At 76.2% G+C, this 24,575-nt stretch carries 17 protein-coding genes; 10 read left to right on the top strand and 7 right to left on the bottom strand.

Going from position 1 to position 24,575, the window contains the following annotated elements:
- Positions 1-25 precede the first annotated feature (25 nt).
- From GWJ10_RS05305 to GWJ10_RS05295, 3 genes are all read left to right on the top strand, one after another.
- Entirely contained in the window at positions 26-1,729 is a 1,704-nt protein-coding gene (locus GWJ10_RS05305) for a 50S ribosomal protein L11 methyltransferase (RefSeq protein ID WP_163185842.1), read from the top strand.
- Between the two features lie 42 nt (positions 1,730-1,771).
- Entirely contained in the window at positions 1,772-2,773 is a 1,002-nt protein-coding gene (locus GWJ10_RS05300) for a LysR family transcriptional regulator (protein ID WP_163185841.1), read from the top strand.
- Positions 2,774-2,859: 86 nt separating this feature from the next.
- Positions 2,860-4,356 (top strand): S1 family peptidase, encoded by a 1,497-nt coding sequence (locus GWJ10_RS05295; protein WP_163185839.1) that lies wholly within the window; start codon positions 2,860-2,862, stop codon positions 4,354-4,356.
- A gap of 84 nt (positions 4,357-4,440) precedes the next feature.
- On the opposite strand, the gene GWJ10_RS05290 is transcribed toward GWJ10_RS05295, so the two are convergent.
- Positions 4,441-5,139: a vitamin K epoxide reductase family protein gene (locus GWJ10_RS05290; RefSeq protein ID WP_241005677.1), complete on the bottom strand. Its 699-nt coding sequence runs from the start codon at positions 5,137-5,139 to the stop codon at positions 4,441-4,443.
- Positions 5,140-5,480: 341 nt separating this feature from the next.
- Between GWJ10_RS05290 and GWJ10_RS05285 the strand changes: the two genes are divergently transcribed.
- From GWJ10_RS05285 to GWJ10_RS05275, 3 genes are read left to right on the top strand one after another with little or no spacing between them, the layout of a single operon-like run.
- On the top strand, positions 5,481-7,178 hold the full coding sequence (locus GWJ10_RS05285; protein WP_163185837.1) for a DUF3375 domain-containing protein: 1,698 nt from the start codon (positions 5,481-5,483) through the stop codon (positions 7,176-7,178).
- Entirely contained in the window at positions 7,175-7,930 is a 756-nt protein-coding gene (locus GWJ10_RS05280) for a DUF4194 domain-containing protein (RefSeq protein WP_206158348.1), read from the top strand. The genes GWJ10_RS05285 and GWJ10_RS05280 overlap by 4 nt, the downstream gene beginning before the upstream one ends.
- A complete protein-coding gene (locus GWJ10_RS05275; RefSeq protein WP_163186325.1) occupies positions 7,930-11,574 on the top strand; it encodes an ATP-binding protein in 3,645 nt (1,214 codons plus the stop codon). The genes GWJ10_RS05280 and GWJ10_RS05275 overlap by 1 nt, the downstream gene beginning before the upstream one ends.
- Before the next feature lie 4 nt (positions 11,575-11,578).
- Here the strand turns inward: GWJ10_RS05275 and GWJ10_RS05270 are convergent, their stop codons facing one another.
- Positions 11,579-12,277 (bottom strand): TetR/AcrR family transcriptional regulator, encoded by a 699-nt coding sequence (locus GWJ10_RS05270; protein ID WP_163185835.1) that lies wholly within the window; start codon positions 12,275-12,277, stop codon positions 11,579-11,581.
- Between the two features lie 148 nt (positions 12,278-12,425).
- Between GWJ10_RS05270 and GWJ10_RS05265 the strand changes: the two genes are divergently transcribed.
- Positions 12,426-13,547 (top strand): phosphatase PAP2 family protein, encoded by a 1,122-nt coding sequence (locus tag GWJ10_RS05265; protein ID WP_241005676.1) that lies wholly within the window; start codon positions 12,426-12,428, stop codon positions 13,545-13,547.
- Between the two features lie 155 nt (positions 13,548-13,702).
- Complete coding sequence (gene topA / locus GWJ10_RS05260; protein ID WP_076403430.1) at positions 13,703-16,480, top strand: type I DNA topoisomerase; 2,778 nt, start codon at positions 13,703-13,705, stop codon at positions 16,478-16,480.
- Positions 16,481-16,641: 161 nt separating this feature from the next.
- Here topA and GWJ10_RS05255 read toward each other — a convergent pair whose 3' ends face one another.
- The 3 genes from GWJ10_RS05255 to GWJ10_RS05245 all read right to left on the bottom strand — a co-directional run bounded on the left by GWJ10_RS05255 (position 16,642) and on the right by GWJ10_RS05245 (position 19,084).
- Positions 16,642-17,787 (bottom strand): glycerol dehydrogenase, encoded by a 1,146-nt coding sequence (locus GWJ10_RS05255; RefSeq protein ID WP_043658558.1) that lies wholly within the window; start codon positions 17,785-17,787, stop codon positions 16,642-16,644.
- Positions 17,788-17,933: 146 nt separating this feature from the next.
- The gene (locus GWJ10_RS05250; protein WP_163185833.1) at positions 17,934-18,671 is read right to left on the bottom strand and encodes a hypothetical protein; all 738 of its coding nucleotides are present in this window, start codon (positions 18,669-18,671) and stop codon (positions 17,934-17,936) included.
- Entirely contained in the window at positions 18,668-19,084 is a 417-nt protein-coding gene (locus tag GWJ10_RS05245; RefSeq protein WP_163185830.1) for a PadR family transcriptional regulator, read from the bottom strand. Before GWJ10_RS05245 ends, GWJ10_RS05250 begins: the two co-directional genes overlap by 4 nt.
- 93 nt (positions 19,085-19,177) lie before the next feature.
- On the opposite strand from GWJ10_RS05245, the gene GWJ10_RS05240 reads away from it, so the two are divergent.
- Positions 19,178-19,684, top strand: coding sequence for a MarR family winged helix-turn-helix transcriptional regulator (locus tag GWJ10_RS05240; protein ID WP_163185828.1), 507 nt, complete (start codon positions 19,178-19,180; stop codon positions 19,682-19,684).
- A 1-nt stretch (position 19,685) separates the two neighbouring features.
- Positions 19,686-20,969 (top strand): MFS transporter, encoded by a 1,284-nt coding sequence (locus GWJ10_RS05235; RefSeq protein ID WP_163185825.1) that lies wholly within the window; start codon positions 19,686-19,688, stop codon positions 20,967-20,969.
- A 69-nt stretch (positions 20,970-21,038) separates the two neighbouring features.
- On the opposite strand, the gene GWJ10_RS05230 is transcribed toward GWJ10_RS05235, so the two are convergent.
- Together GWJ10_RS05230 and GWJ10_RS05225 are read right to left on the bottom strand one after the other, a co-directional pair.
- Positions 21,039-23,693 (bottom strand): ABC transporter permease, encoded by a 2,655-nt coding sequence (locus GWJ10_RS05230; RefSeq protein ID WP_163185822.1) that lies wholly within the window; start codon positions 23,691-23,693, stop codon positions 21,039-21,041.
- On the bottom strand, positions 23,690-24,475 hold the full coding sequence (locus GWJ10_RS05225) for an ABC transporter ATP-binding protein (protein WP_163185819.1): 786 nt from the start codon (positions 24,473-24,475) through the stop codon (positions 23,690-23,692). Before GWJ10_RS05225 ends, GWJ10_RS05230 begins: the two co-directional genes overlap by 4 nt.
- Positions 24,476-24,575 lie beyond the last annotated feature (100 nt).

Raw genomic sequence — 24,575 nt, 5'->3', positions numbered from 1 at the left:
CGCGCAGATCGGTGAGGATGGAGCCATGCCTCCCGCCTCCAGCACCCCGAGCCCGTCGTCGCGCACCGTCGCGGACGGGCCCGGCCCCGTCCCGCCCGGCGCCGGCCTCGCCCCCGCCGACCTCGCGGCCGCCGCGGCGACGCTGCGCGAGGACCTCGCGGCGGCGGACTTCACGGTCGACGGCGTCGAGCGTGTGCTCGGTCCCGTCGCGTCCGCCGCGCTGCACCGCGAGCAGGCCGTCCCGGCGCGGCGCGCGCTGCGCGACCGCGGTCGGGAGGAGGCCGACCCCACGGCCGCTCTCGCCGCCCTCTTCCTCCTCGGCGACGACGTGCCCCGGCGCGCCCTCGACGCGGCGCTCGGGCGGACGGGGGTCGACGGCGCACGGCGGCTGGGCCTCGTCGAGACGGCGGGCGCGGGCGACGACGACGCGGTGCGCGCGCTCGTCGACCTGCGGCCGTACGCGGCGACCGACGCCGCGGGCCCCGTCACGTGGTGGCTGTCGTCGGACCTGGGCGAGCTCGCGACGGGCCGCCGGCTCGCCCCGGACCACGTGCTCGGCGCGGGCGGCGCGTCCCTGACGCTCGCCCAGGTGACGGTCCGGACGCCGGTCGGGCGCGTGCTGGACCTCGGGACGGGTTGCGGCATCCAGGCCCTGCACGCCGCGCGGCACGCGCGCGCCGTCGTCGGCACGGACATCTCGCGCCGGGCGCTCGGCTTCGCCGCGTTCAACGCCGCCTTCAACGCCGCCTTCAACGCCGCGTTCGACGAGGACTCCGGGGACTCCCGGGCGGCCGGGCCCGGAGGCGCCGCACCGGCCGGGCGGGTCGAGCTGCGCGAGGGCTCGATGCTGGAGCCGGTCGCGGGCGAGCGGTTCGACCTCGTCGTGTCGAACCCGCCGTTCGTCATCACGCCGCGCGCCGCCGGTGGCGCGCTCCCGGACTACGAGTACCGCGACGGCGGCCGGTCGGGCGACGACCTCGTGCGCGACCTCGTGACCGGGGTCGGCGCCGTGCTCGAGCCCGGCGGCGTGGCACAGCTCCTCGGCAACTGGGAGCACCGCCGGGGCGTGCCGTGGGACGAGCGCGTCGGCGCGTGGCTCGACGAGGCCGGCCTCGACGGCTGGGTGTTCCAGCGCGAGGTGCTCGACCCCGCGGAGTACGCCGAGACCTGGATCCGCGACGGCGGCACGACCCCCGAGCGCGAGCCCGCGGCGTGGGCGGCTGCGTACGGCGCGTGGCTCGACGACTTCGCCGCGCGCGACGTGGAGGCCGTCGGCTTCGGCATCGTCACGCTGCGCCGTCCGCTCGCGGGCGCCCGCCCGACGCTGCGGCGGCTCGAGGAGCACACCGGGTCGGTGCGCCAGCCGCTCGGCGCGCACCTCGCGGCGTCGCTCGCGGCGCACGACTGGCTCGCGGCGCGCGACGACGCGGCCCTCGCGAGCGAGCGGCTCGCCGTCGCGCCCGACGTCACGGAGGAACGGTTCCACACGCCCGGCGCACCCGACCCCACGGTCGTCCTGCTGCGCCAGGGCGACGGTCTGGGCCGCGCCGTGCGGGCGACGACGGGGCTCGCCGCGCTCGTCGGCGCGAGCGACGGCGAGCTGACGGTCGGCCAGCTCGTGGGAGCGATCGCCGCGCTGTTCGAGGTCGGCGCCGAGGACCTCGCGGGCGACCTCCTGCCCGACGTGCGCGGGCTCGTGCGCGACGGCTTCCTCGCACCCGTGGGCTGACGCGCGCGACACGCCCCGGCCGCACCGATACGTTGGGGCGGCATGGACCTCGAGGTGCGGCACCTGCGCATGATCGTGACGGTGGCCGAGACGGGCAGCGTGACCAAGGCGGCGGCGTCGCTGGGCCTCGCGCAGCCCGCCCTCACCGCCCAGCTCAACCGGATCGACCGCACGCTCGGCGGGTGCGTCTTCACGCGCGACCGGCAGGGCGCGCGCCCCACGGAGCTCGGCGAGCTCGTGCTGCGGCACGCGCGCGTCGTGCTGCCCGCCATGTCCGCGCTCGTCGACGACGCCCGGCGGCTCACGAGCGAGCACGGCACGGTCGGCCGCGTGCACGTGGGGACGGTGAGCTCCGCGATCGGCGGCCTGTTCGCGAGCCGGCTGCACACCGCGCTGCCCGGCGCGCTGGGGGTCGACGACCTGCTCGTCACGACGGCGACGTCGTGGTCGGTCGAGGAGACCGCGGACCGGCTCGCGAGCGGGACCCTCGACGTCGCGCTCGTCGGCATGTGCGGCGACGCGTCCCCGCCCGCGACCGGGGGCCTGGTGTGGACGGCGGTGTCCACCGACCCGGTGTTCGTGCTCGTCGACGAGTACCACCCCGTCGCCGGGCGCGACGCCGTCGGGCTGGGCGAGCTCGCCGACGCGCTGTGGCTCACGGCACCCGGGAGCGGGTGCTTCGAGCGCTGCTTCGTCGGGGCGTGCGCGCGGGCGGGCTTCACGCCGCGCGCGATGGGGGAGTCGGACCGCACGTCGTGCATCGACCAGGTGCGCGGCGGGCACGCCGTCGCGCTCGTCCAGCCCGTGCTCCTCGACGCCCCCGGCGTGCGGACCGTCGCGCTCGAGGGCGCCCCGCTGCGCTGGACGCACCACGTGGGGTGGCGGCGCGACGCCGTCGACCGCCTCCCGGTCGACGCGGTCCTGCGGGCCGCGACGGGCGCGCACCGCGACGCCGTGCAGCGCTCGCCCCGCTACCGGCGGTGGCGCGCCGAGCACCGGTGGAGACCGCGTAGGGGCGAGCCCCCACATAGCGCCCGCGTATGACCTGATCGTGATCTGGGCGCGCCCTGGACGTGTCCCTAGCGTGGCCTCGACCGGGCCACCCGGGCCCGGCGAAGGGAATGGACGACATGACACGACCACTCCGCAGGAGGCTCGCCGCGGTCACCGCCGCGGCGACGCTCCTGGCGGGCGGAGCCGCGACGCACGCCGTCGCCGCCACGCCCGCACCCGACGACCAGCGCGCGATGGTGCGCGCGGTCCCCAAGACGGCCCCCGGCCTGGAGCGCGCGCTGGAGCGCGACCTGGGCCTCAGCGCGCGGGACGCACGGACGCGCCTCGCCTTCCAGTCCGACGCGGCGGGCACCGAGGCCGCGCTCGAGCGGCGCCTCGGCGCCGACTACGCGGGCGCGTGGGTCGACGACGCCGCGAACGTCCTCTACGTCGGCGTCACCGACGCCGCCGACGCGCGCACGGTGCGCGCCGAGGGCGCCACCGCGGTCGACGTCGACCACACGCTCGCCGACCTCGAGACGTGGCGCGCGACGCTCGACGGCGCGCTCGCCGACGACCCGGCGGCGCTGCCGGGCTGGTACGTCGACGTGACGCGCAACCGCGTCGTCGTCGCGGTGCGCGAGGGCGGCCAGGCCGACGTCGCGGCCCAGGTCGCCGCCGCGGGCGTGCCCGCCGACGCGGTCGCGTACGAGGAGACGACGGAGTCCCCGCGGCCGCTGATCGACGTCGTGGGCGGCAACGCGTACACGATCGGCGGCGGCAGCCGGTGCTCGGTCGGCTTCGCGGTCCAGGGCGGGTTCGTCACCGCCGGGCACTGCGGCTCGACCGGTGCGCGCACGTCCGGGCCGGCGGGCACGTTCCGCGGGTCGAGCTTCCCGGGCAACGACTACGCGTGGGTCCAGGTCGACGCGGGCAACACGCCCGTCGGCGCGGTGAACAACTACGCCGGGGGCCGCGTCGCGGTCGCGGGCGCGACGCAGGCGCCGGTCGGGGCCTCCGTCTGCCGCTCGGGCTCGACCACCGGCTGGCACTGCGGCACTGTCCAGGCGTACAACGCGTCCGTCACCTACCCGCAGGGGACCGTCACCGGCCTCATCCGCACGACGGTGTGCGCCGAGCCCGGTGACTCCGGCGGCTCGCTCCTCGCGGGCAACCAGGCGCAGGGCGTCACGTCCGGCGGGTCCGGGAACTGCAGCTCCGGCGGGACGACGTACTTCCAGCCGGTGGGCGAGATCCTCTCGGCGTACGGCCTGACGCTCCTCACGAGCGACGGCGGGGGCGGCACGCCGCAGCCGCCGACGGGCTGCAGCGGCTACGCCCGCACGTACTCCGGGTCGCTCGCCGCGGGCACGACGGCGGTCCAGCCCAACGGGTCGTACTACACGGCCGGGGCCGCCGGGACGCACCGCGCGTGCGTGAGCGGTCCGAGCGGTGCCGACTTCGACCTCTTCCTCCAGCGCTGGAACGGGTCGACGTGGACGACGGTCGCGCAGTCGACCTCTCCGGGCGCGAACGAGTCCGTCTCCTACTCGGGGGCCGCGGGCTACTACCGGTTCGTCGTCCAGGCGTACTCCGGCTCGGGCGCCTACACGCTGGGGGCGACGACGCCCTGACCCGCCCGCCGCGCGCCGAGCACGAGGTTGCTGTCGTTCCCGTCCGCTTCCCGGGAGCAGCCTCGTGCTCGGCCGCGTGGGCCGTCAGGCCAGCAGCGCCGGGCCGTACTTGAGCAGCACGAGGGCGGCGAGGCCCACGAGCCACGCCGCGACGAGGTAGCCGTACGCGCCCGACCGCACGAACCCGAGCAGGCGCGCCTGGGCGCCGCGCGGCAGGTAGAGGTTGTCCTCCAGGACGTTCCAGTGCAGGAGCGACGCGAACACGAGCGTCGTGGAGACCGTGATGAGCAGGCACCACGGGCACAGCGCCCCGATGACGAACATCGACTGGTAGAAGAGCCAGTACGCGAACACGACCCCGAGCAGGTAGACGCACTGCGCGGCGAAGAGGAACCACCGGGGGAAGCGGGTCCCGCCGAGCGCCGCGACCGCCGTCGTGATGACGATCGGCTCCGCGATCAGCCCGAGGAACGCGTTGGGGAAGCCGAACACCTGCGCCTGCCACGACTGCGCGACCGTCCCGCACGACAGCACGGTGCTGACGTCGCACGACAGCACCGCGCCGGGGTCCCCGGCGAGGAGGACCGCGTCGTACGACAGCACGAACGCCGCGGTGAGGCTCAGCAGCCCGAACAGCAGCATCTCGCCGAACAGCACGCCGCGGGAGTGGGTCCAGCCGGTGGGCCGGGCGAAGGGGTCGAAGCCCGCGTCCGGCGTCGGGCCCGACGCCGTCGGGCCGGGCGAGCGGGCGTCGTCCGCGAGCGCGGTGGTCGTTCCGGTCACGGGCGGTCCTCGGGTCCGCGGGGCCCCGCCGGAGAGGTCCGGCGGGCGGGGCAGAAGGTGGCGCCGGCCGGCAGGGTGGGCGCGCTGCCGGCCCGGCGCCGCACCCAGCGTACGAACGTGCGCCGCGGGGCCGACAGGGACCATGGTCCCGGATCCGGGGCGCTTCTCGGGCGGTCCCGGGCGACCGGTCGGACGCCCGCCGAGCCCGTCGGGAGGGCAGCCTCGCGGTGGGTCGTGGGGGCGGTGCGGGCGGTCCGCCCTAAGATCTGGGGGCGCCCCCTCGCGTGGCGCGCCCTGGCCGCCGCGCCGGGCACCGACCCGCCCCGCCCGAGAGGACCTGCGTGCAGCACGACGACGTCGACTCCCTGCGACGGTCGAGCGCGGCGTGGCGGCTCCTGCGCGCGGACACGGCGCCGCTCGTGCTCTCGTTCCTCGGCACGCTGTTCGTCGAGGACAACGTGCGCGCCATCCCGGAGAGCGAGCTCGTCGCGCGCCTCGACGACCACCTGTGGGCCGTCGACGGCCGGGCCGCGCGCGCCTCCGGCACGGAGCCGCGGTACCCGCGCGCCCCGCAGGCGTACGTGGACCACTGGACGCACCCGGACCAGGGCTGGCTGCGCGCCTGGTACCCGCCCGGCTCGGCGGAGCCGCACTACGACGCGACGCCCGCCGTCGAGCAGGCCGTGCGCTGGGTCGCGTCGCTGCGCGGGCGCGGGTTCGTCGGCACCGAGTCGCGGCTCAACACCGTCTTCGGGCTGCTGCGCCAGCTCGCCGTCGGCACGCAGACGGACCCGGCGGAGCGCCTGCGCGAGCTCGAGGAGCGCCGTGCCGCGATCGACGACGAGATCGCCCAGGTCCGCGCGGGGCGCGTCGCCGTCCTCGACGCGGCGGCGCAGCGCGACCGCTACCAGCAGCTCACCCAGACGGCGGCCGACCTGCTCTCCGACTTCCGCGAGGTCGAGGCGAACTTCCGCTCCCTCGACCGGGAGCTGCGCGAGCGCATCACGGGCTGGGACGGCGCGAAGGGCGAGCTGCTCGAGGAGGTCGTGCGGTCGCGCACGGCCATCGCGGAGTCGGACCAGGGGCGGTCGTTCCACGCGTTCTACGACTTCCTCCTCGACCGGCGTCGCCAGGAGGAGTTCGCCGCGCTCGTCGAGCGCGTGCAGTCCCTCGACGCGATCGCGCCCGACGTCGTCCGGCCGGCCCCCGGGACGCCCGGCCCGGCCGTGGACGCCGCCGCGCAGGCCGCGGCCCGGGAGCAGGAGCACCGCCGCCTGCGCCGCGTCCACTACGACTGGCTCGACGCCGGCGAGCGCACCCAGGCGACCGTGCGGACCCTCTCCGAGCAGCTCCGCCGCTTCCTCGACGACCAGGTCTGGCTCGAGAACCGGCGGGTCATGGACATCCTGCGCGGCGTCGAGGCGAAGGCGCTCGCCGCGCGCGACGTCGCCCGCGCGGCAGGCCGCGCCGGCGCCCCGCCGGGGATGCCGGTCGACGCCGTCGCCCCCGAGGTCGTGCTGCCGACGGAGCGGCCGCTCTTCACGCCGCGGCCCACGGCCCGCCTGGACTCCGACCACGTCGAGGTCGGCGACGACGACTTCGAGGTCGACGCGCTGTACGACCAGGTGCACGTCGACCCGGAGCGCCTCGCGCGCACGGTCCGCGCGACGCTCTCGCGGCCCGGCGGCCCGGGGGAGGTCGCGCTCGCGGACCTGCTCGCCGACGCGCCGCTCGAGCACGGGCTGGCCGAGCTCGTGACGTACCTGTCGCTCGAGGACCCGCGGTTCGTCGTCGTGCACGACGACGAGCGCAGCGACGAGGTGCGCTGGGAGGGCGAGGCCCCGGCGGGGCCCGTCGCCGAGGACGGCGCACCCGAGCCGGTGGTGCGCGTCGCGCGCCTGCCCCGCGTCACGTACGCGCGGCGGACGAGCGGCTCCCCGCCCGGCGGGCCCCCCGCCCCGCACCCCGCCCCGCACCCCGCCGTGCTCGACGCACGACCCGACGCACGACCCGACGCCGTCCCGGAGGAGACCCCGTGAGCACGACCCGCACCGCGCGCGACCCGGAGCTGTCCGTCGTCGTGACGTCGCTGCTCAAGGGCGTCGTCTACCGCGAGTCCGGCGAGGCGCTGTGGCGCGACCTGCTCGCCCGCGAGGCGCAGGTGCGCGACGCCGTCGCGATGCTCGGGCTGCAGGTCGTCGTCGACGAGGGCGACGGCTACGCCTACCTGCGCTCCCAGCCCGAGCACGAGCGCGACGAGCGCGTGCCGCGGCTGATCCCGCGCCGCGAGCTGCCGTTCGACGTCAGCCTGCTGCTCGCCCTGCTGCGCAAGCGGCTCGCGCAGGCGGACTCGGAGGGCGGCGAGACGCGCCTCGTGCTCACGCGCTCGGAGATCGTCGACCTGCTGCGGGTCTTCCTCACCCAGGACGCGGGCGCCGCGGCGAACGAGGCGCGGCTCGTGGACCGGGTGGACGCGCTCGTGCGGCGCGTCGTGGAGCTCGGCTTCCTGCGCCCGGCGGGGCGCCCGGACCGGGACGGGCCCGACGCCGCCCCGCCGGGAGACTCCGGCGACCCGGCCGACGCCGAGGCCCGGCGGTACGAGGTGCGCCGCATCCTCAAGGCGTTCGTCGACGCGCAGTGGCTCGCGGACTTCGACGCGCGCCTCGCGCAGTACCTGGAGCTCGCCGCCGAGGGCGGCGGTCCGGGGGCGGGGACGCGCACGGGGGCGGCGGGCGCGGGGACTGGCCCGGCGACGGGCACGGCGACGACGACGACGAGGACGGTGGCGTGATGGAGGGCCTGTTCAGCGCGGTCGAGCTGCACGACCCGGCGGCCGACGTCGACGCGCGCGCCGGGTTCCGGCTCGAACGGCTCGAGGTGCTCAACTGGGGCACGTTCGACCAGCGCGTGTGGGCGTTCGACCTCGACGGTCGTAACGCCCTGCTGACCGGCGACATCGGCTCGGGCAAGTCGACCATCGTCGACGCGGTGACGACGCTGCTCGTGCCGTCGCACCGGATCTCGTACAACAAGGCCGCCGGGGCGGGGGCGCGCGAACGGTCGCTGCGGTCGTACGTCGCGGGGCACTACAAGTCCGAGCGCGACGAGGCGACGGGCACGACGCGCCACGTGGGCCTGCGCGAGCGCGGCACGTACTCGGTCGTGCTGGGGCGGTTCTCGAACCGCGGGTTCGACCAGGAGGTCACGCTCGCGCAGGTGTTCTGGCTCGCCCCGGGCCAGGCGGGCCAGCCGGACCGCTTCTTCGTCACGGCGGACCGCCCGCTGACGATCACCGAGGACTTCGCGGGCTTCGGCGGCGACGTCACGGCGCTGCGCCGCCGCCTGCGCGAGTCCGGCGCGCAGGTGCGCGACCACTTCCCCGACTACGGGCGGGACTTCCGCCGCCTGCTCGGCATCCCGTCGGAGCAGGCGATGGACCTGTTCCACCAGACGGTGTCGATGAAGTCGGTCGGCGACCTCGGCGAGTTCGTGCGCGAGCACATGCTCGAGCCGTTCGACGCCGACCGCTGGACGGACCGGCTCGTCGCGCACTTCGACGACCTGACGAGCGCCCACGACGCCGTCGTGCGGGCGACCGCGCAGATCGAGCGGCTCGCGCCCCTGCTCGCGGACTGCGACGCGCACGACGCGCTCGGGGAGCGGGCCGAGGCGCTCGTCGCGCGCCGCGACGCCCTGCGCGCGTTCACCGCGTCGCGCCGCGTGGCGGACCTCGACGGTCTCACCGCCGCCCTCGACGAGCGCGTGGCCGACGGCGAGGCCCGCCGCCGCCGCGTCGTCGACGAGCTGGGGCTGCTCGGCGCCGAGCGCCAGCGGCTCGAGCTCGAGCGCGCGGGCCACGGCGGCGACCGGCTCGCCGCGATCGAGGGCGAGGTCGCGCGCCGCGAGGTCGAGCGCGCCGCGCGCGAGCGCCGCGTCGCCCAGCTCGCCGGCTACGCGGCGGCGGCCGGCCTGACGCTCGGCGCCCCGGACGGCGCCGACGCCGCGGCGGGGGACTCCGGCCCGGCGGGGCCGGGGCAGGGCGCCACGGCGGGCGCGGTGGCCGCCGCGCTCGTCGATGCCGACGCGTTCGCGGCGCTCCGCCGCGCGGCCGACGACGCCGCCGTGCGCGTGCGCGACGACCTCGCCCGGGCCGAGGAGCAGGCGAGCGAGGTCGCGGCGCAGGTGCGCGCCGTCGAGCAGGAGACCGCCGACGTCAAGGCCGAGCTCGCGAGCCTCGCCGACCGCCGGTCCAACCTGCCGCGCACCCACCTGGAGGTCCGGGACCGGCTGTGCGACGGCGTCGGGCTCGCACCGGGCGACGTCCCCTTCGTGGGCGAGCTGCTCGCCGTCCGCCCCGAGCACGCCGACTGGGAGGGTGCGGCCGAGCGCGTGCTGCGCGGCTTCGCGCTCTCGCTCCTCGTGCCGGCGGTGCACTACGACGCGGTGTCCGCGTGGGTCGACCGTGAGCACCTCGGGCTGCGGCTCGTCTACCACCGGGTGCCCGAGCGCGTCCCCGCCGCCCGGCCGGCGCCGCGCGAGGACGGCGTCCCGCTCCTCGCCGACTTGCTCGACGTGCGGCGTCTCGACGACGCGCCGACCCTCACGGCGTGGGTCGAGGCCGAGCTCGAGCGCCGCGCCGACCACGCGTGCGCGCCGGACCTCGACGCGTTCCGCCGGCTCCCGCGCGCGATCACGCGGGCCGGCCAGGTCAAGCACTCGCCCGACCACCACGAGAAGAACGACACGCGCGCGGTCGACGACCGCCGGGGCTACGTGCTGGGCTGGTCGACCCAGGCGAAGATCGACGCGCTGCTCGAGCAGGCCGCCGAGGTCACGGCGCGTCGCGACGCGCTCGCACGGCGTCGGGACGAGGCGGCCGCCACGCGCGAGGCGCTCCAGGCCCGTTCCGCCGCGCTCGGGCGGCTCGACGTCTACCGCGACTGGGACGAGCTCGACCGCGGGGCCGAGACGGCGCGCATCGCCGAGCTCGCCGAGGAGAAGCGGCGGCTCGAGCAGGCGAGCGACGAGCTCGGCCGCCTCGCGGCGCTCCTCCACGACAACGCGCGCCGCCAGGCGGAGCTCGAGGCGGAGCGCGACCGCGTCGTCGCGACGCTCGGCGCCGACCGGCACGCGCTCGACGAGGCGCGGACGGCGCGGGCGCGGGCGCGCGCCGTGCTCGACGGCGCGGGCGAGACGCTCGACGAGGAGACGACGGCGGCCCTCGCCGCGGAGTTCGACCGCGAGCTCGCCGGGTTCGGCGCAGCGGACCCGGGCGGCGCTGCCGACGGCCCGACGCGCGCGGCCGACCTCGACGCGGTCGAGAACGCGGTGCGCTCGCGGCTCACCGCCGAGGCCGAGCAGGCGCAGCGCGAGCGCGCGGACCTCGGGACGCGGATCGCGGGGCAGATGGCCTCGTTCCGGTCGGCGTACCCGGTCGAGACGGCGGAGCTCGACGCGGACGTGCGGTCGGCCGACGGCTACCGCGAGATCCACGACCGGCTCGTGCGCGACGACCTCCCGCGGTTCGAGGCCGACTTCAAGGCGTACCTCAACACGAACGCGATCCGCGACATCGCGGGCTTCGCGGCCGAGCTCGCCAAGCAGGCCGACGTCATCCGCGACCGGATCGACACGATCAACGACTCGCTCCGCGCGATCGACTACAACCCGGGCCGGTACATCCGTCTGGAGATGTCGCGCACGCCCAACCTCGAGGTGCGCGAGTTCCAGCAGGACCTGCGCGCGTGCACCGACGGCGACGGGATCCTCGCCGAGGACGACCGCGCGCTCGCCGAGGGCGACGGGTCGCTCGCCGACGGCGCGCTGTCGTACTCGGAGGACCGGTTCCTGCGGGTCAAGGCGCTCGTCGAGCGGTTCCGCGGCCGCGAGGGCATGACGGACCTCGACGAGGCGTGGCGCCGCCGCGTGACCGACGTGCGCAACTGGTTCGTGCTCTCCGCGTCCGAGCGGTCCCGCGCCGACGACTCCGAGCACGAGCACTACTCCGACTCCGGCGGCAAGTCCGGCGGCCAGAAGGAGAAGCTCGCGTACACCGTGCTCGCGGCGTCGCTCGCCTACCAGTTCAAGCTCGACTGGGGCGCGGTGCGGTCGACGGCGTTCCGGTTCGTCGTCATCGACGAGGCGTTCGGGCGGGGGTCGGACGAGTCGACGCGCTTCGCGCTCGAGCTGTTCCGCCGCCTCGGGCTGCAGCTGCTCATCGTCACGCCGCTGCAGAAGATCCACGTCATCGAGCCCTACATCTCGGCCGTCGGGTTCGTCGACAACCCGACGGGCCGGTCGTCGCGCCTGCGGACGCTGTCCATCGCCGCGTACCGCGAGGGCCGCCGGGAGGGCGACGCCGCGCCGTCGGACGGCGGTGCCGAGCCCGCGGCCGAGCCGGTGCCCGATCCCGTGCGGGAGAGCGTGGCGACGTAGCGCGTCAGGCGAGCGGGCGGGGGCGGCGGGCGCCCGCCAGGGTCGCGGCGAGGACGGCCTCGATCGCGAACGCGGTCGCCTCCGCGAGGTCGACGGCGGCGGGGTCGAGGAGCCACTGGGTCTGGAGGCCGTCCATCGCGGCGATGATCGTCGAGGCGGCGAGGTCGAGCGCACGGTCGTCCGGCACGGCGGCCGTCTCGTCGCCCGCGGCCCGCCGCTCCTCGACGACCTCGCGGAGCGCACCGGCGACGTCGGCGCGCAGCCCGGCGAAGCGCGCGGTGACCCACGCGCGGGCGGGATGGTCGTCCGTGACGGCCTCGCCGGCGAGAACCGTGTAGGTCTGCACGATCCCGGGGCGCTCGGCGTTCGCGGCGGCGGTCGCGACGAGGTGCCGGAACAGGTCGAGCCCGCCCGGCATGTGCTGCCCCTCCAGGTGCGCGACACCGTCGCGGTCGCGGGACGCGAGGACCTCGGTGAGCAGGCGCTCCTTGGACCCGAAGTGGTGCAGCACGCCGGCGTGCGTGATGCCCACCTGCTCGGCGACCTCGGCGAGCGACCCCTGGTGGTAGCCCCGCGACCCGAAGACGCGCATCGCCGCGCGCAGGATCTCCTCCCTCCGCTCGGCGGTCCCGGGGCGCGGGCGCCGGGGCCGCGGGCTCCGGGAGGACGCGGAGTCGCTCGGCGCGGAGGAGGCGTCGGTCATGCCGTCACCCTACTGGCGGCCCGTGACGCCGTGCCCGGGCCACTCGGCCCGGACGGGCGGGCGCTGCCCCGGACCGGTCCGGGGCAGCGCCCGCAGCTCTTCCCGCCGTCTTCCCCGAATGCGCACACGCGTCCTCTACGGTGGTGGGATGCCTTCCGACCACGCCCCGACCCGGCCGCTGCCGACCAGCGGCGGGGCGGGTACGCGGCCGCTCCCGGCGACGCAGCCGATGCCGCCCACGCCCGGACCGGCGGCCGCGCCGCCGCCCGCCGCAGTGCCCCCCGCGGGCCCCGCCGCAGCGCCCTCCGCCGGGAACCCGTACCCGCCCGTCCCGCAGGCCGCCGCGGGCGGTCCCTCCGCCCCGGCGCCGCGCCGGGCGCCGCACGCGCACGCCGTCCCGGGTCCCGACGGACCGAGCACCGGCTCGCGCGTGGTCGCGGCCGTCGTCGCGCTGCTCGCGGTCGCGGGGGCGTGGCTCGTGTGGCGGTTCTTCGTCGACACGTTCGCCGGACAGATGCTCGAGCGGGCCGCGTTCGACGGCGCCGTGACCGGCCAGGGAGAACTCTGGGCGGTCGCCGAACCCGTGCTCGACACGGTCTCGGTCGCGTTCGTGGTCGGCGGCCTGGGCGCCGCGATGGGCATCGCGCTCCTGCGCCGCCGCTGGGGGCTCGCGGTGCAGGTCGCGTTCCTCGTCGTCGGCGCGAACGTCACGACGCAGCTCGTCAAGCACTCCCTCCTCGGCCGCGAGGAGCTCATCGGCGGCTGGCACTGGGAGAACTCGCTGCCCAGCGGCCACACCACCGTCGCGGGGTCGGTCGCGGCCGCGCTGCTGCTCGTCGTGCCGCGCGGGGCGCGGCCGCTCGTCGCCGTCCTCGGGGGCGCGTACACCGCGGCCACCGGGGTCTCGACCCTGGTCGGCCAGTGGCACCGCCCGAGCGACGTCGTCGCCGCCGTCCTCGTCGTCCTCGCGTGGGCCTCGCTCGTGTGCGTCTTCACGCCGAGGTCGTCGCTCGACCCGGGCGCCGGGCCCACGCCCGGCTCCACCGTCACGGCGGTGCTCCTCCTGCTCGGCGCGGCCGCGGCGGGCGTCGGGGCGCTGCTCGCGCTGCGCGCGACGCCCGCGACGTGGGGCACGACGGCGGCGCAGGAGATGACGGCCTACGCGGGCGGCGTCGCGGGCGTGCTGGCGGTGACGGCCGCGGCGTTCGCGGTCCTGCTCCTCGTCCGTCAGTCCACAGCCCGCCCCGACCGTCGTCCCGTTCGGGGGTAGGGTGCGTGCGGCTGGCGCGACGGGAGTAACGTCGTAGGCTGCCACGGCGGGCGACCGGACGGTCGTCCGGGTCGCCGGGGCCCCGGCGGGGCCCGCCGCCGTCGGGCAGGGAGCGCCCGCCACGGACACGTACGCACGGACGAAAGCAGGATCGGATGCCACGCAAGCTCGTGATCGTCGAGTCGCCCGCCAAGGCTCGCAAGATCCAGGGCTACCTCGGCGACGACTACGAGGTCGAGGCGAGCGTCGGGCACATCCGCGACCTGCCGCAGCCGTCCGAGCTGCCCGCGGACATGAAGAAGGGCCCGTACGGGAAGTTCGCGGTCGACGTCGACCACGGCTTCGACCCGTACTACGAGGTCTACGCGGACAAGAAGAAGAAGGTCGCCGAGCTCAAGCGCGCGCTCAAGGACGCCGACGAGCTCTACCTCGCGACCGATGAGGACCGCGAGGGCGAGGCCATCGCGTGGCACCTCCTCGAGGCGCTCAAGCCCAAGGTCCCGGTCAAGCGCATGGTCTTCCACGAGATCACGCGCGAGGCCATCCAGCGGGCGCTGCAGAACACGCGCGACCTCGACGAGCACCTCGTCGACGCGCAGGAGACCCGCCGCATCCTCGACCGCCTCTACGGCTACGAGGTCTCGCCCGTGCTGTGGCGCAAGATCGCCCAGGGGCTCTCGGCCGGCCGCGTGCAGTCGGTCGCGACGCGCCTCGTCGTCGAGCGCGAGCGCGAGCGCATGGCGTTCGTCCCCGCGGAGTACTGGGACGTCACGGGCACCTTCGAGCACGCGGACGCGTCGGCACCGGACGCGGGCAAGGCCTTCGGCGCCCGGCTCGTGCAGCTCGGCGACGCGCGCGTCGCCTCGGGCCGCGACTTCGACGACCGCGGGCAGCTCAAGCCTGCGGCGGCGCGCGACGGCGTCGCGCACCTCGACGAGACGACGGCGCGCGCCGTCGTGACCGGCCTCGCGGACGCGGCGTTCGCGGTGCGCTCGCTCGAGACCAAGCCGTACACGCGCCGTCCCGCGGCGCCGTTCACGACGTCGACCCTCCAGCAGGAGGCGAGCCGCAAGCTGCGCATGTCGTCGCGCCAGGCCATGCGCACCGCGCAGTCGCTGTACGAGAACGGCTACATCACCTACATGCGTACGGACTCGCCGTCGCTGTCGGCCGAAGCCACGACGGCGGCCCGCCGCCAGGCGGCCGAGCTGTACGGCCCCGAGTTCGTCCCGGAGAAGCCGCGCGTCTACGCCGCGAAGAACCAGGGCGCGCAGGAGGCGCACGAGGCGATCCGCCCCGCGGGCGACTCGTTCCGCACGCCCGCGCAGGTCAAGCGCGAGCTGAGCGACGACCAGTTCAAGCTCTACGAGCTCGTGTGGAAGCGCACCGTCGCGTCGCAGATGGCGGACGCGAAGGGGTCGACGGCGTCCGTCCGCCTCGGCGCGACCCTCTCGGCCGCCGCGGGCGACGTCGCGGGCCGCGACGCGGTGTTCGCCGCGTCGGGCACCGTCATCACGTTCCGCGGCTTCCTCGCCGCGTACGAGGAGAGCTCGGACGTCGACCGCTACGCCGAGGACGCGCCCGTCGTCGGGGCCAAGGGCGGTGACGAGGCGCGCCTGCCGCAGATGAGCGAGGGCGACGCCCTGCGCGCCGACGACCTCACCGCCGACGGGCACTCCACGTCCGCGCCGCCCCGGTACACCGAGGCCAGCCTCGTCAAGGCGCTCGAGGAGCTCGGGATCGGGCGGCCGTCGACGTACGCCTCGACGATCTCGACGATCCAGGACCGCGGGTACGTGCTCTCGCGCGGGCAGGCGCTCGTGCCGAGCTGGCTCGCGTTCGCCGTCGTGCGGCTGCTCGAGGAGCACTTCGACCGGCTCGTCGACTACGACTTCACCGCGCGCATGGAGGCCGACCTCGACGAGATCGCCGCCGGTCGCCGTGACCGCGTCGCGTGGCTCACCGAGTTCTACTTCGGCGACGCCGCGAAGGGCGAGGACGCCGAGGGCCTGCGCGACCTCGTCGCGAACCTCGGCGACATCGACGCGCGCGGCATCAACTCGGTGCCGATCGGCGAGGGCATCCAGCTCCGCGTCGGGCGCTACGGGCCCTACGTGGAGGACCTCTCCGTCCCCGTCAAGGAGGGCGAGAACCCGCCGCGCGCGTCCGTGCCCGACGACGTCGCCCCCGACGAGCTGACCGTCGCCAAGGCGCGCGAGCTGCTCGCCGCGGGCGCCGACGACGGCAAGGTGCTCGGCACCGACCCGGTGTCCGGCAACGAGATCATCGCGAAGGCGGGTCGCTACGGCCCGTACGTCACCGAGGTGCTCGACCTGCCGCCGATCGACACGAGCCTCTCGGCCGCCGCGCAGAAGAAGGCGAAGGCCGCGCAGCCCAAGCCGCGCACGGCGTCGCTGCTCAAGACGCAGTCGCTCGACACGATCACGATCGACGACGCGCTGCGCCTGCTGTCGCTGCCGCGCGTCGTCGGGACGGACCCGGAGTCGGGCGAGGAGATCACCGCGCAGAACGGCCGCTACGGCCCCTACCTCAAGAAGGGCACCGACTCGCGGTCGCTGCCCGACGAGGAGTCGATGTTCACCGTCACCCTCGACGAGGCGCTCGAGCTGTACAAGCAGCCCAAGCGCGGGCGCGGCCAACGTGCCGCGACGCCGCCGCTGCGCGAGCTCGGCGACGACCCGAACAGCGGCAAGCCGATCGTCGTCAAGGACGGCCGGTTCGGCGCGTACGTCACCGACGGCGAGACGAACCGCACCCTGCCCCGCGACGTCACGCCCGAGTCGATCACGCCCGAGCAAGCGATCGAGCTCCTCGCGGAGAAGCGCGCGCAGGGCCCGGCGAAGAAGCGCACCACGGCCCGCAAGCCGGCCGCGAAGAAGGCCCCTGCCAAGAAGACGGCCGCCAAGAAGTAGCCGCGGTCAGCCCCGTCAGCCGTCGGCCGACCAGGTGATCTTGGCGCGTCCGGGCTGCCGGACGCGCCAGGTCGACCTGCTCGAGGGGGTGGGACCGCCTGGTCGGCCCATCCCGGGCCGGGCCCCTCCGGCGACGGCGGGGCCCGGGGCGGTGGGAACGGTCAGTGCGCGGTGTGCTTGACCGGCTCGGGGAGGCCCGCCTCGGCGCGGACGCGGCGGGAGAAGCCCTCGATGGAGCGCAGGGCGTCGACGAGCTCCGGCACGCGCACGGGGAACGGCATGGCGTGGATCGTCTCGCCCTCCGCGGTGGCGGCCTCCGCGACGCGCGTGAGGTCGTGCACGTCGTCGGCGGTCAGGCCGATCTCGGTGAGCGTGTTCGGCAGGCCGACGCGCGTGGTGAAGCGCACGAACTCCTCGATCTCCTCGGTCGGCGCGCCCTCCAGGACGAGCTGCGTCACGGAGCCGATGTTCACCTTCTGGCCGTGCGTGAGGCCGTGCGTCTGGGGCGCGGCGGTGAGGCCGTTGTGGATCGCGTGCGCCGCGGCGAGGCCGCCGGACTCGAAGCCCAGCCCGGACAGCAGGGTGTTCGCCTCGACGACCTTCTCGACCGCGGGCGTCACGAGGTGGTCCTTCACCGCGTCGATCGCGGGCAGCGCGTTCTCCCAGAGGATGTCCCACGAGAGCTGTGCGAGCGCCGTGCCCGTGACGAGGGGGAGGCCGCCCGCCATGGTCGACGCGTTCGCCTCGGCGACGGCGCGCGCCTCGATCCACGTCGCGAGCGCGTCGCCGACGCCGGCGACGAGGAACTTGACGGGCGCGTTCGCGACGAGGCCCGTGTCGACGAGCACGAGGTCCGGGTTGTGCGGGAAGAACCGGTACTCCTCGAACGCGCCGTCCTCGGTGTAGATCACGGACAGGGCGGAGCACGGGGCGTCGGTGGACGCGACGGTCGGCACGGATACCCAGCGGATGCCGCGCAGGTGGCCCGCGGCCTTCACCGCGTCGATGGTCGAGCCGCCGCCGATGCCGACGATCACGTCGGCGCCGAGCTCGTCGATCTCGCGCGCGAGCCGGTCGACCTCCGCGGCGGTGGCGTAGGTGCCGAACCCGGTGCGGTGGCGGGGGAGGTCCTGCTCCTGGAAGGACACCGCGACGGTGTCCTGGACGATGCCCCACACGACGTCGTCGGCGACGAGCAGCGGCTTCGTGCCGATCGGTCGGACGAACTCGCCGAGCCGCGTGAGCGCACCGCGGGCCTGGACGTAGCGCAGCGGGCTGATGAGCGTGCGGACGGGAACCTCGGACATCGTGGCCTCCTGTGGAGTCGGTGGGTCGCCGTCGGGCGCGCCGCAGCCGTGCGAGGCCGGTGCCCGCCGGCCATCCCCACCGTGTCACGCGTCCCCGGGGACCACCACCGGGACGCCGGTTCGCGTGACCTAGGTCCCCTCCGGGCTCAGCGGACGAGCACCGTGATCGTCCCGAGCACCACCGTCACCGCGGGCAGGAGCAGCACGCCCCAGCGCCCGGTGCGGTCGGTGCGGGCTTGCGGTGCGTCGTCGAGAGGGTCGACGACGGGGTCGCCCGAGCCCTGCTCGCGCAGGCCCCAGACGGTCCCCACGACGAGCGCGACCGCGGCCGCGACCAGGACCGGGACCGCAGGGAGGCTCGCGACCGGGGCGCGCAGCGTGACCGCGACGGCCACGAGGGCAGCCGTCACGACCATGTTCCCGAGGACGGTCAGCACGGGATGGGCGAGCGCGGCACGCAGCAGCCGGTCGCCGGCGCGCCACAGCCCGACGAAGCCCGCGAGCGCGGCGACGAGGACGAGCAGCATCCCGGCCGGCACCACGAGGGCGCCGCCGTCGAGCGCGGGCCGCAGCGACCACAGCACGCCGAGCATCCCGACCGTCTGCACGGCGGAGGCGGCGACCGTCCGCCCGATCGAGGAGCTCGACTGCGCGGGGTCCTCGGGCAGGTCGAGCGAGCGCGCGTACGCCACGGGATCGCCGAACGCCTCCTGCGCGGTCTCGCCGGAGTCGACGACGTGCGCGTCCACCTCGGCGAGCACCGCGCCGATGCGCGCTCCGGCGACGCCCTGGAGCCGCAGCTCCAGCAGGAGCGCCTCGGCCCAGCGCGGGTCGACGTGCGGCGCGTGGCGGCGCTCGATCGTGTAGCGGGTCGTGTCGCTCATCGGGGGGTCCTTGTCGGGGTGGGATCGGGAGGGGGTGCGTCGGCCGGGATCGCGCCGTCCGGCGAGGGCGCGCCGGACGCGCCGGCGACGAGGGTGGTCGCCGCCGTCGTCACGGCGTCCCAGCGGGAGGTCGCGGCGGTGAGTGCGACGCGACCCTGGTCCGTGACGGCGTAGTACCGACGGCTCGGCCCACGGTCGCCCTGGTGCCAGGAGGTCGTGACGAGGCCGTCGTCCTCCAGCCGCTGCAGCAGCGGGTAGAGCGTGCCGCCCTTCACGGTGCCGAGGCCCGCGTCGGCGAGCGACCGCGTGATCGCGTAGCCGTAGGTGGGGCCGTGGGTCGCGACGACCGCGAGCACGCACAGCGGCAGCACGCCGCGCAGGAGCTCGCGGTCGAGCCGCTCGTCGAACGTCATGGGCTAGACAGTACGGCTATCTAGTTAGGGAGGCAACCTAGTCGTCCCCGGGCAGGCAACCGACGATCGCATGAGTGCTGTTATAACAGTGCTATGACTTCGCTGGACCCGACCACGGTCCCTGGCCGCTGGGACTCCCTGCACGCCGTGCTCCGGCGCCTCGACGACGAGATCGAGACCGTCTACGCGGACCGCGGGATCGTGGGGGTGCGCCCGCGGTTCGTCTACCCGCTCATCCGGCTCGCGCACACGGGCCCCCTGACCATCCGGGAGCTCGCCGCCTCGCTCGGGCGCACGCACTCGGCGATGAGCCAGACGGTCACCGCCATGCGGCGCGAGGGCCTCGTCGAGACCGCGCCGGGCGCGGACGCCCGCACGCGCCGCGTCGCGCTCACGGCGCGGTCGCGCGAGCTCGTCCCGCTCCTCGAGGCGGAGTGGCGGGCGACCGAGGAGTCCGTCGCCGAGATCGACGACGAGCTGCCGCACGCCCTGAGCGCGGTCGTCGTCGAGCTGGAGCGCGTGCTCGCCCGTCGCTCGCTGCGCGAGCGGCTCGTCGAGCGCCTCGACGGGGCCGGCCACCCGGCGCCGCGGGAGCGCTGAGGTGCGCGACCACGTCCTCGACCTGCGGCCGTTGCGCGCGACCCGCGCGTACCGGGACCTGTGGGCCGGGTCCGCCGTGGGCGGCCTCGGGTTCCAGATCGCGAACGTCGCGGTGCTGCTCCAGGTCTGGGAGCTCACCCGCAGCCCGCTGTGGACGGGCACGATCGGCCTGGCCACGGCGGTCCCGCTCCTGACGCTCGGCCTGGTGGGCGGGCACCTCGCCGACGTCCACGACCGGCGCACCCTCATGCGCCTCGCCGCGGTCGGGCAGGTGCTCTCCGCTGCTGGTCTCGCCGCGCAGGCGCTCGCGGGCAACCGGTCGGTGTGGCTCCTGCTCGGGCTCGTCGCCGCCGGCGCGGCGTGCAACGCGCTCGGCTCGCCGGCGCGCCGGACGGTGCCGCCCCGGCTGCTGCCGCCCGACCAGGTCGCCGCGGGTCTCGCGCTGCAGAACCTCGCGTTCCAGGTGGCCATGCTGGTCGGGCCCGCGCTCGCCGGCCTGGTCCTGGCGCGCTGGGACCTGCCCGCGGCGTACGGCCTCCAGGCGGTGGCCGCCGTCGTCGCGCTGCTCGGGCTCGTGCGCCTCCCGCCCCTGCCCCCGCTCCCCGTCGGTCCCTCGGCCACGACGGGCCCGGCCGCCGCACCGCCCGGGCCCGCGCCGCGCCGTCGGGCGGCCGCGGGCGGGTGGTCGATCGTGTGGCGCAAGCCGACGCTGCGCGGCGCGTTCGCGACGGACGTCGCGGCGACCGTGCGCGCCATGCCGATCTCGCTGTTCCCGCTCGTCAACGAGATCCGGTTCGACGGCGACCCCCGCACCCTCGGCCTGTTCCTCTCGGCGGTCGCGGTGGGAGGGATCGGCGCAGGCCTGCTCTCCGGGGCCGTGACGCGGGCGACGCGCTCGGGCGCGCTCCAGCTCGCCGCGGCGGCGACGTGGGGCGTCGCGCTCGCCGGGTTCGGGCTCGCGGGGCCGCTGTGGCTCGCCCTCGCGTGCCTGGCGGTCGCCGGTGCGGCGGACACGGTGTCGGTCGTGACGCGCGGCGCGCTGGTGCAGCTCGAGACACCCGACGAGTTCCGCGGCCGCGTGTCCTCGGTCGAGCACGTCGTGGGCGTCGCCGGCCCCGAGGTCGGGAACTTCCGCGGGGGAGTGCTCGCGTCGCTGACGTCCGCGCCCGTCGCGCTGGTGGCGGGCGGGCTGGTGGCGAGCGCCGTCGTCGGGCTCGTCGCGTGGCGCAACGCCCCGCTGCGCCGCTACCGCACCCCGGCCCCGGCCCCCCTCCCGGTCCCGTGAGTGCGTGAAACAGTCGCGCCGGGGCCTCCGGGACGCGACGAATTCACGCACTCAGCGGGAGACGGGGTGTCAGTCGACGGTCACCGCGTCGAGGACCGGGAGGCGGGCGGCACGGATCGCGGGCCAGACGCTCGCGACTAGCCCGATGACGACGGCGACGCCGAGGATCGCGAGCACCTGGCCCCACGGCACGGCGAGCGTGCTCAGCCCCTCGTCGGCGAGCACGCCCGGCAGGGCGGCGCCGATGCCGATGCCCGTCGCGACGCCGAGCACCGTCCCGTAGACGGCGGTGAGCACCGACTCGATCGCGATGACCCCCGCGAGCTGGAGGCGTCCCAGCCCGACGGCGCGCAGCAGCCCGATCTCGCGCGTGCGCTCGATGATCGACAGCGCGAGCGTGTTGACGATGCCGAGCAGCGCGATGACGATCGACAGCGCGAGCAGGGCGTAGAGGATGACGAGCACCTGGTTCACCTGGTCGGCGAACGCGGACGCGGTCTGCTCCCGGTCGAGCACCGTGACGACGAGGAACGGCTCGACCGCCGACGTCAGGGCGGTGCGCAGCTCCTCGACGTCGGCGGGGCTCGCGCCGTCGGCCGCCGACACGTAGACGATCCGCACGCTCGCCTGGGCGGCCGGCACGACGGCGTCGAACACGTCGTCGCGCACCAGGACGCCGGTCCCCACGAGCTGGCTGTCGATCACCGCGCCCACGCGCGCCTCGACGGCGGAGTCGCCCTCGCCGAGCCGCAGCGTGTCGCCCACCTCCCAGCCGCGCTCGCGCGCGGTGCGCCGGTGCACGACGACGTCCCCGTCCTCGAGCGTGGCCGTCGGGTCCCCGGCGAGCGTCACGGGTTCGAGCGCGGTGTCGAAGAACCCGGCGGGCACGCCCGCGACGTCGGTCCCGCGCGCGCCGTCGGCCGTGCTGCCGTCCGTGCCGGAGCCGCCGCCGACCGTGGCGACCGACGCCGACCCGAGCCGCACCGTGTCCACGACGGCGGCGCCCGGCGTCGCGGTCACGGCCTCGACCGCGCCCTCGGGCACGACGAGCGTCGCGGAGTCGACCACCAGGTCGGCCCGCACCTCGTTCTCGACGATGCTCCGCACCGACGCCTGGGTCGAGGCGGCGATGACGCCCGTGACCGACACGAGCGCCATGCCGATGAGCAGGGCTCCCGCGGTGCTCGCGGTGCGGCGGGGGTTGCGCGTGACGTTGCCGCGCGCGAGGCGGCCGAGCGGGCGCAGCGCGACGACGAGCGGCCACGCGAGGACCGCGAGCACGCCGCGCGCGACGGCCGGCGACCCGACGAGCACGCCCACGAGCACGAGCCCGGCCCCGACGCCGAGGAGCAGGCGGGGGCTCAGGTCGTCGACCCAGGCCCAGCCGGTCGGCGCGTCCACGACGGAGGATCCCAGGTACGCGGCGAGCCACAGCACACCGGCGCCCGCCGCGACGACGACCACCCCGCCCACCGCCCGCAGCCCGGTGCCGCGGTCGGGCGCGACGTCGTCGCGCATCGCCTGCACGGGCGGGATCGCGGCGGCCCGCCGCGCGGGCAGCACGGCCGCGAGGACGCTGACGACCGCCCCGAGCGCGACGGCGGCCACGACCTGCGAGGTCCCGAGCGGGACCCGGCCGGAGAACTCGAAGCCGGCGAGCGCGAGCCCCCACCGGATGACCCGCACCAGCCCGGCCCCGGCGAGCACGCCGAGCCCACCACCTACGAGCCCGACGACGAGCGCCTGGACGAGGACCGACGCGAACACCTGGCCCGGCGACGCGCCGAGCGCGCGCAGGAGCGCGAGCTCGCGCAGACGCTCGCGCACCGACATCGCGAACGTGTTGGCGATGATGAACGCGCCGACGAACAGCGCGATGGCGGCGAACACGAGCAGGAAGGTCTCGACGAACCCGAGCACCTCCTCGACCGCCTCGCTCGCCTCGGCGCGCGCCTGCTCGCCCGTGACGGCCTCCGCGCCGGACGGGAGGACCGACGCGACGCGGTCCGCGAGGGCGTCCTCGTCCACCGGTCCGCTCGCGTCCGCCCAGACCGCGATCTGGGGCACCAGCCCGTCGGGCGCGTAGACCTCGCGCGCCGTGTCGCCGTCGATCCCGACGAGGACCGCACCCGCGGCGGCGGCCTCGATGCCGAACACGCCGGACACGGTCACGGGGCGCGGCTCCCCGCCGAGCACGACCGTGGTCTCGTCGCCCGTGGCGAGGTCAGCGGTCTCGGCCGCGCTCTGCTCCAGGACGATCTCGCCCGCGCCGGGCCACGCGCCGTCGAGCAGCGTGAGGCTCGGGTCCTCCGGGTCGACGGAGAACGCCGTGCTCGGCGGGCCCGTGGTCACGACGGCGGTGCCGTCGGCCGCGACGAGCACGACGGGGCCGGACACGTCCGCCACGGCCCGCTCGACGCCGTCGACCCCCTCGACCTCCGTCGTGAGGTCGGCCGGGACGAGCGTGCGGTCGCCCGCGAACCCGCCCCCGCCGGCGGTGCCGCCGCCACCGGGCCCGGACGCGTCGCTCTCGACCTCCTGCGCGCCGCGCACGTAGACGTCGGCCGTGAGCGTCGTCGCGATGATGTCGTCGAACGTGGAGGAGAGCATGCCGCGGAACGCGAACGTGCCGACGACGAACGCGACGCCGAGCGTCACGGCGAGCACCGACAGGACGAACCGCACGACGTGCGCGCGCACGCCCCGCAGCGCGACGCGGATCATGCGCCGGCGTCCGCGGCGAGCGCGAGCGCGTCGAGGATGTCCTGCTGCGTGGGGTCGTGCAGCTCGCCCGAGAGGCGCCCGTCCGCGAGGAAGACGACGCGGTGCGCGTACGACGCCGCGCGCGGGTCGTGCGTGACCATGACGACCGTCTGGTCGAGCTCGTCGACGGAGCGCCGCAGGAACGTGAGCACCTCGCCCGCGGAGCGCGAGTCGAGGTTGCCGGTCGGCTCGTCGGCGAACACGATCGAGGGCCGCGACACGAGCGCCCGCGCGCACGCCACGCGCTGCTGCTGCCCGCCGGACAGCTCGGAGGGGCGGTGGTGGAGGCGGTCGGTGAGCCCGACGGCGGTCGTCACCTCGTCGAACCAGTCGCGGTCCACGCGGGTGCGCGCGATGTCGAGGGGGAGCGTGATGTTCTCCGCGGCCGTGAGCGTCGGGACGAGGTTGTACGCCTGGAAGACGAACCCGACGCGCGTGCGGCGCAGCGCCGTGAGCCGCCGCTGCGACATCCGGCTGATCTCCTGCCCGTCGATCACCACGCTGCCGGAGGTCGGGGAGTCCAGCCCGGCGAGGCAGTGCATGAGCGTCGACTTGCCGGACCCGGACGGCCCCATGATCGCCGTGAGCCGGCCGCGCTCGAAGTCGACGTCGACGCCGTCGAGCGCGCGGACGGCCGTCGGGCCGGAGCCGTAGACCTTGACGAGGTCGCGCGCGCTCGCCCGTGCCTCCGGCTCGGGTCCGGCGTCGGTCGGCGTGCCGGTCCGGGGCGCGGGGGTCGTCATGCCCCCATCGTGACGTGCCGCGCGGCGGCGCGCACCACCCGTGCGGGGGAGGGTGGCTCGCGCGCCCGACGCGCGGCCTGTGGACGAGCGGCGGCGAGGC

This window comes from Cellulosimicrobium sp. SL-1 (genome assembly GCF_011033075.1).
Taxonomy (GTDB): domain Bacteria; phylum Actinomycetota; class Actinomycetes; order Actinomycetales; family Cellulomonadaceae; genus Cellulosimicrobium; species Cellulosimicrobium funkei.
This window is presented reverse-complemented; position numbering and strand designations above follow the sequence as displayed.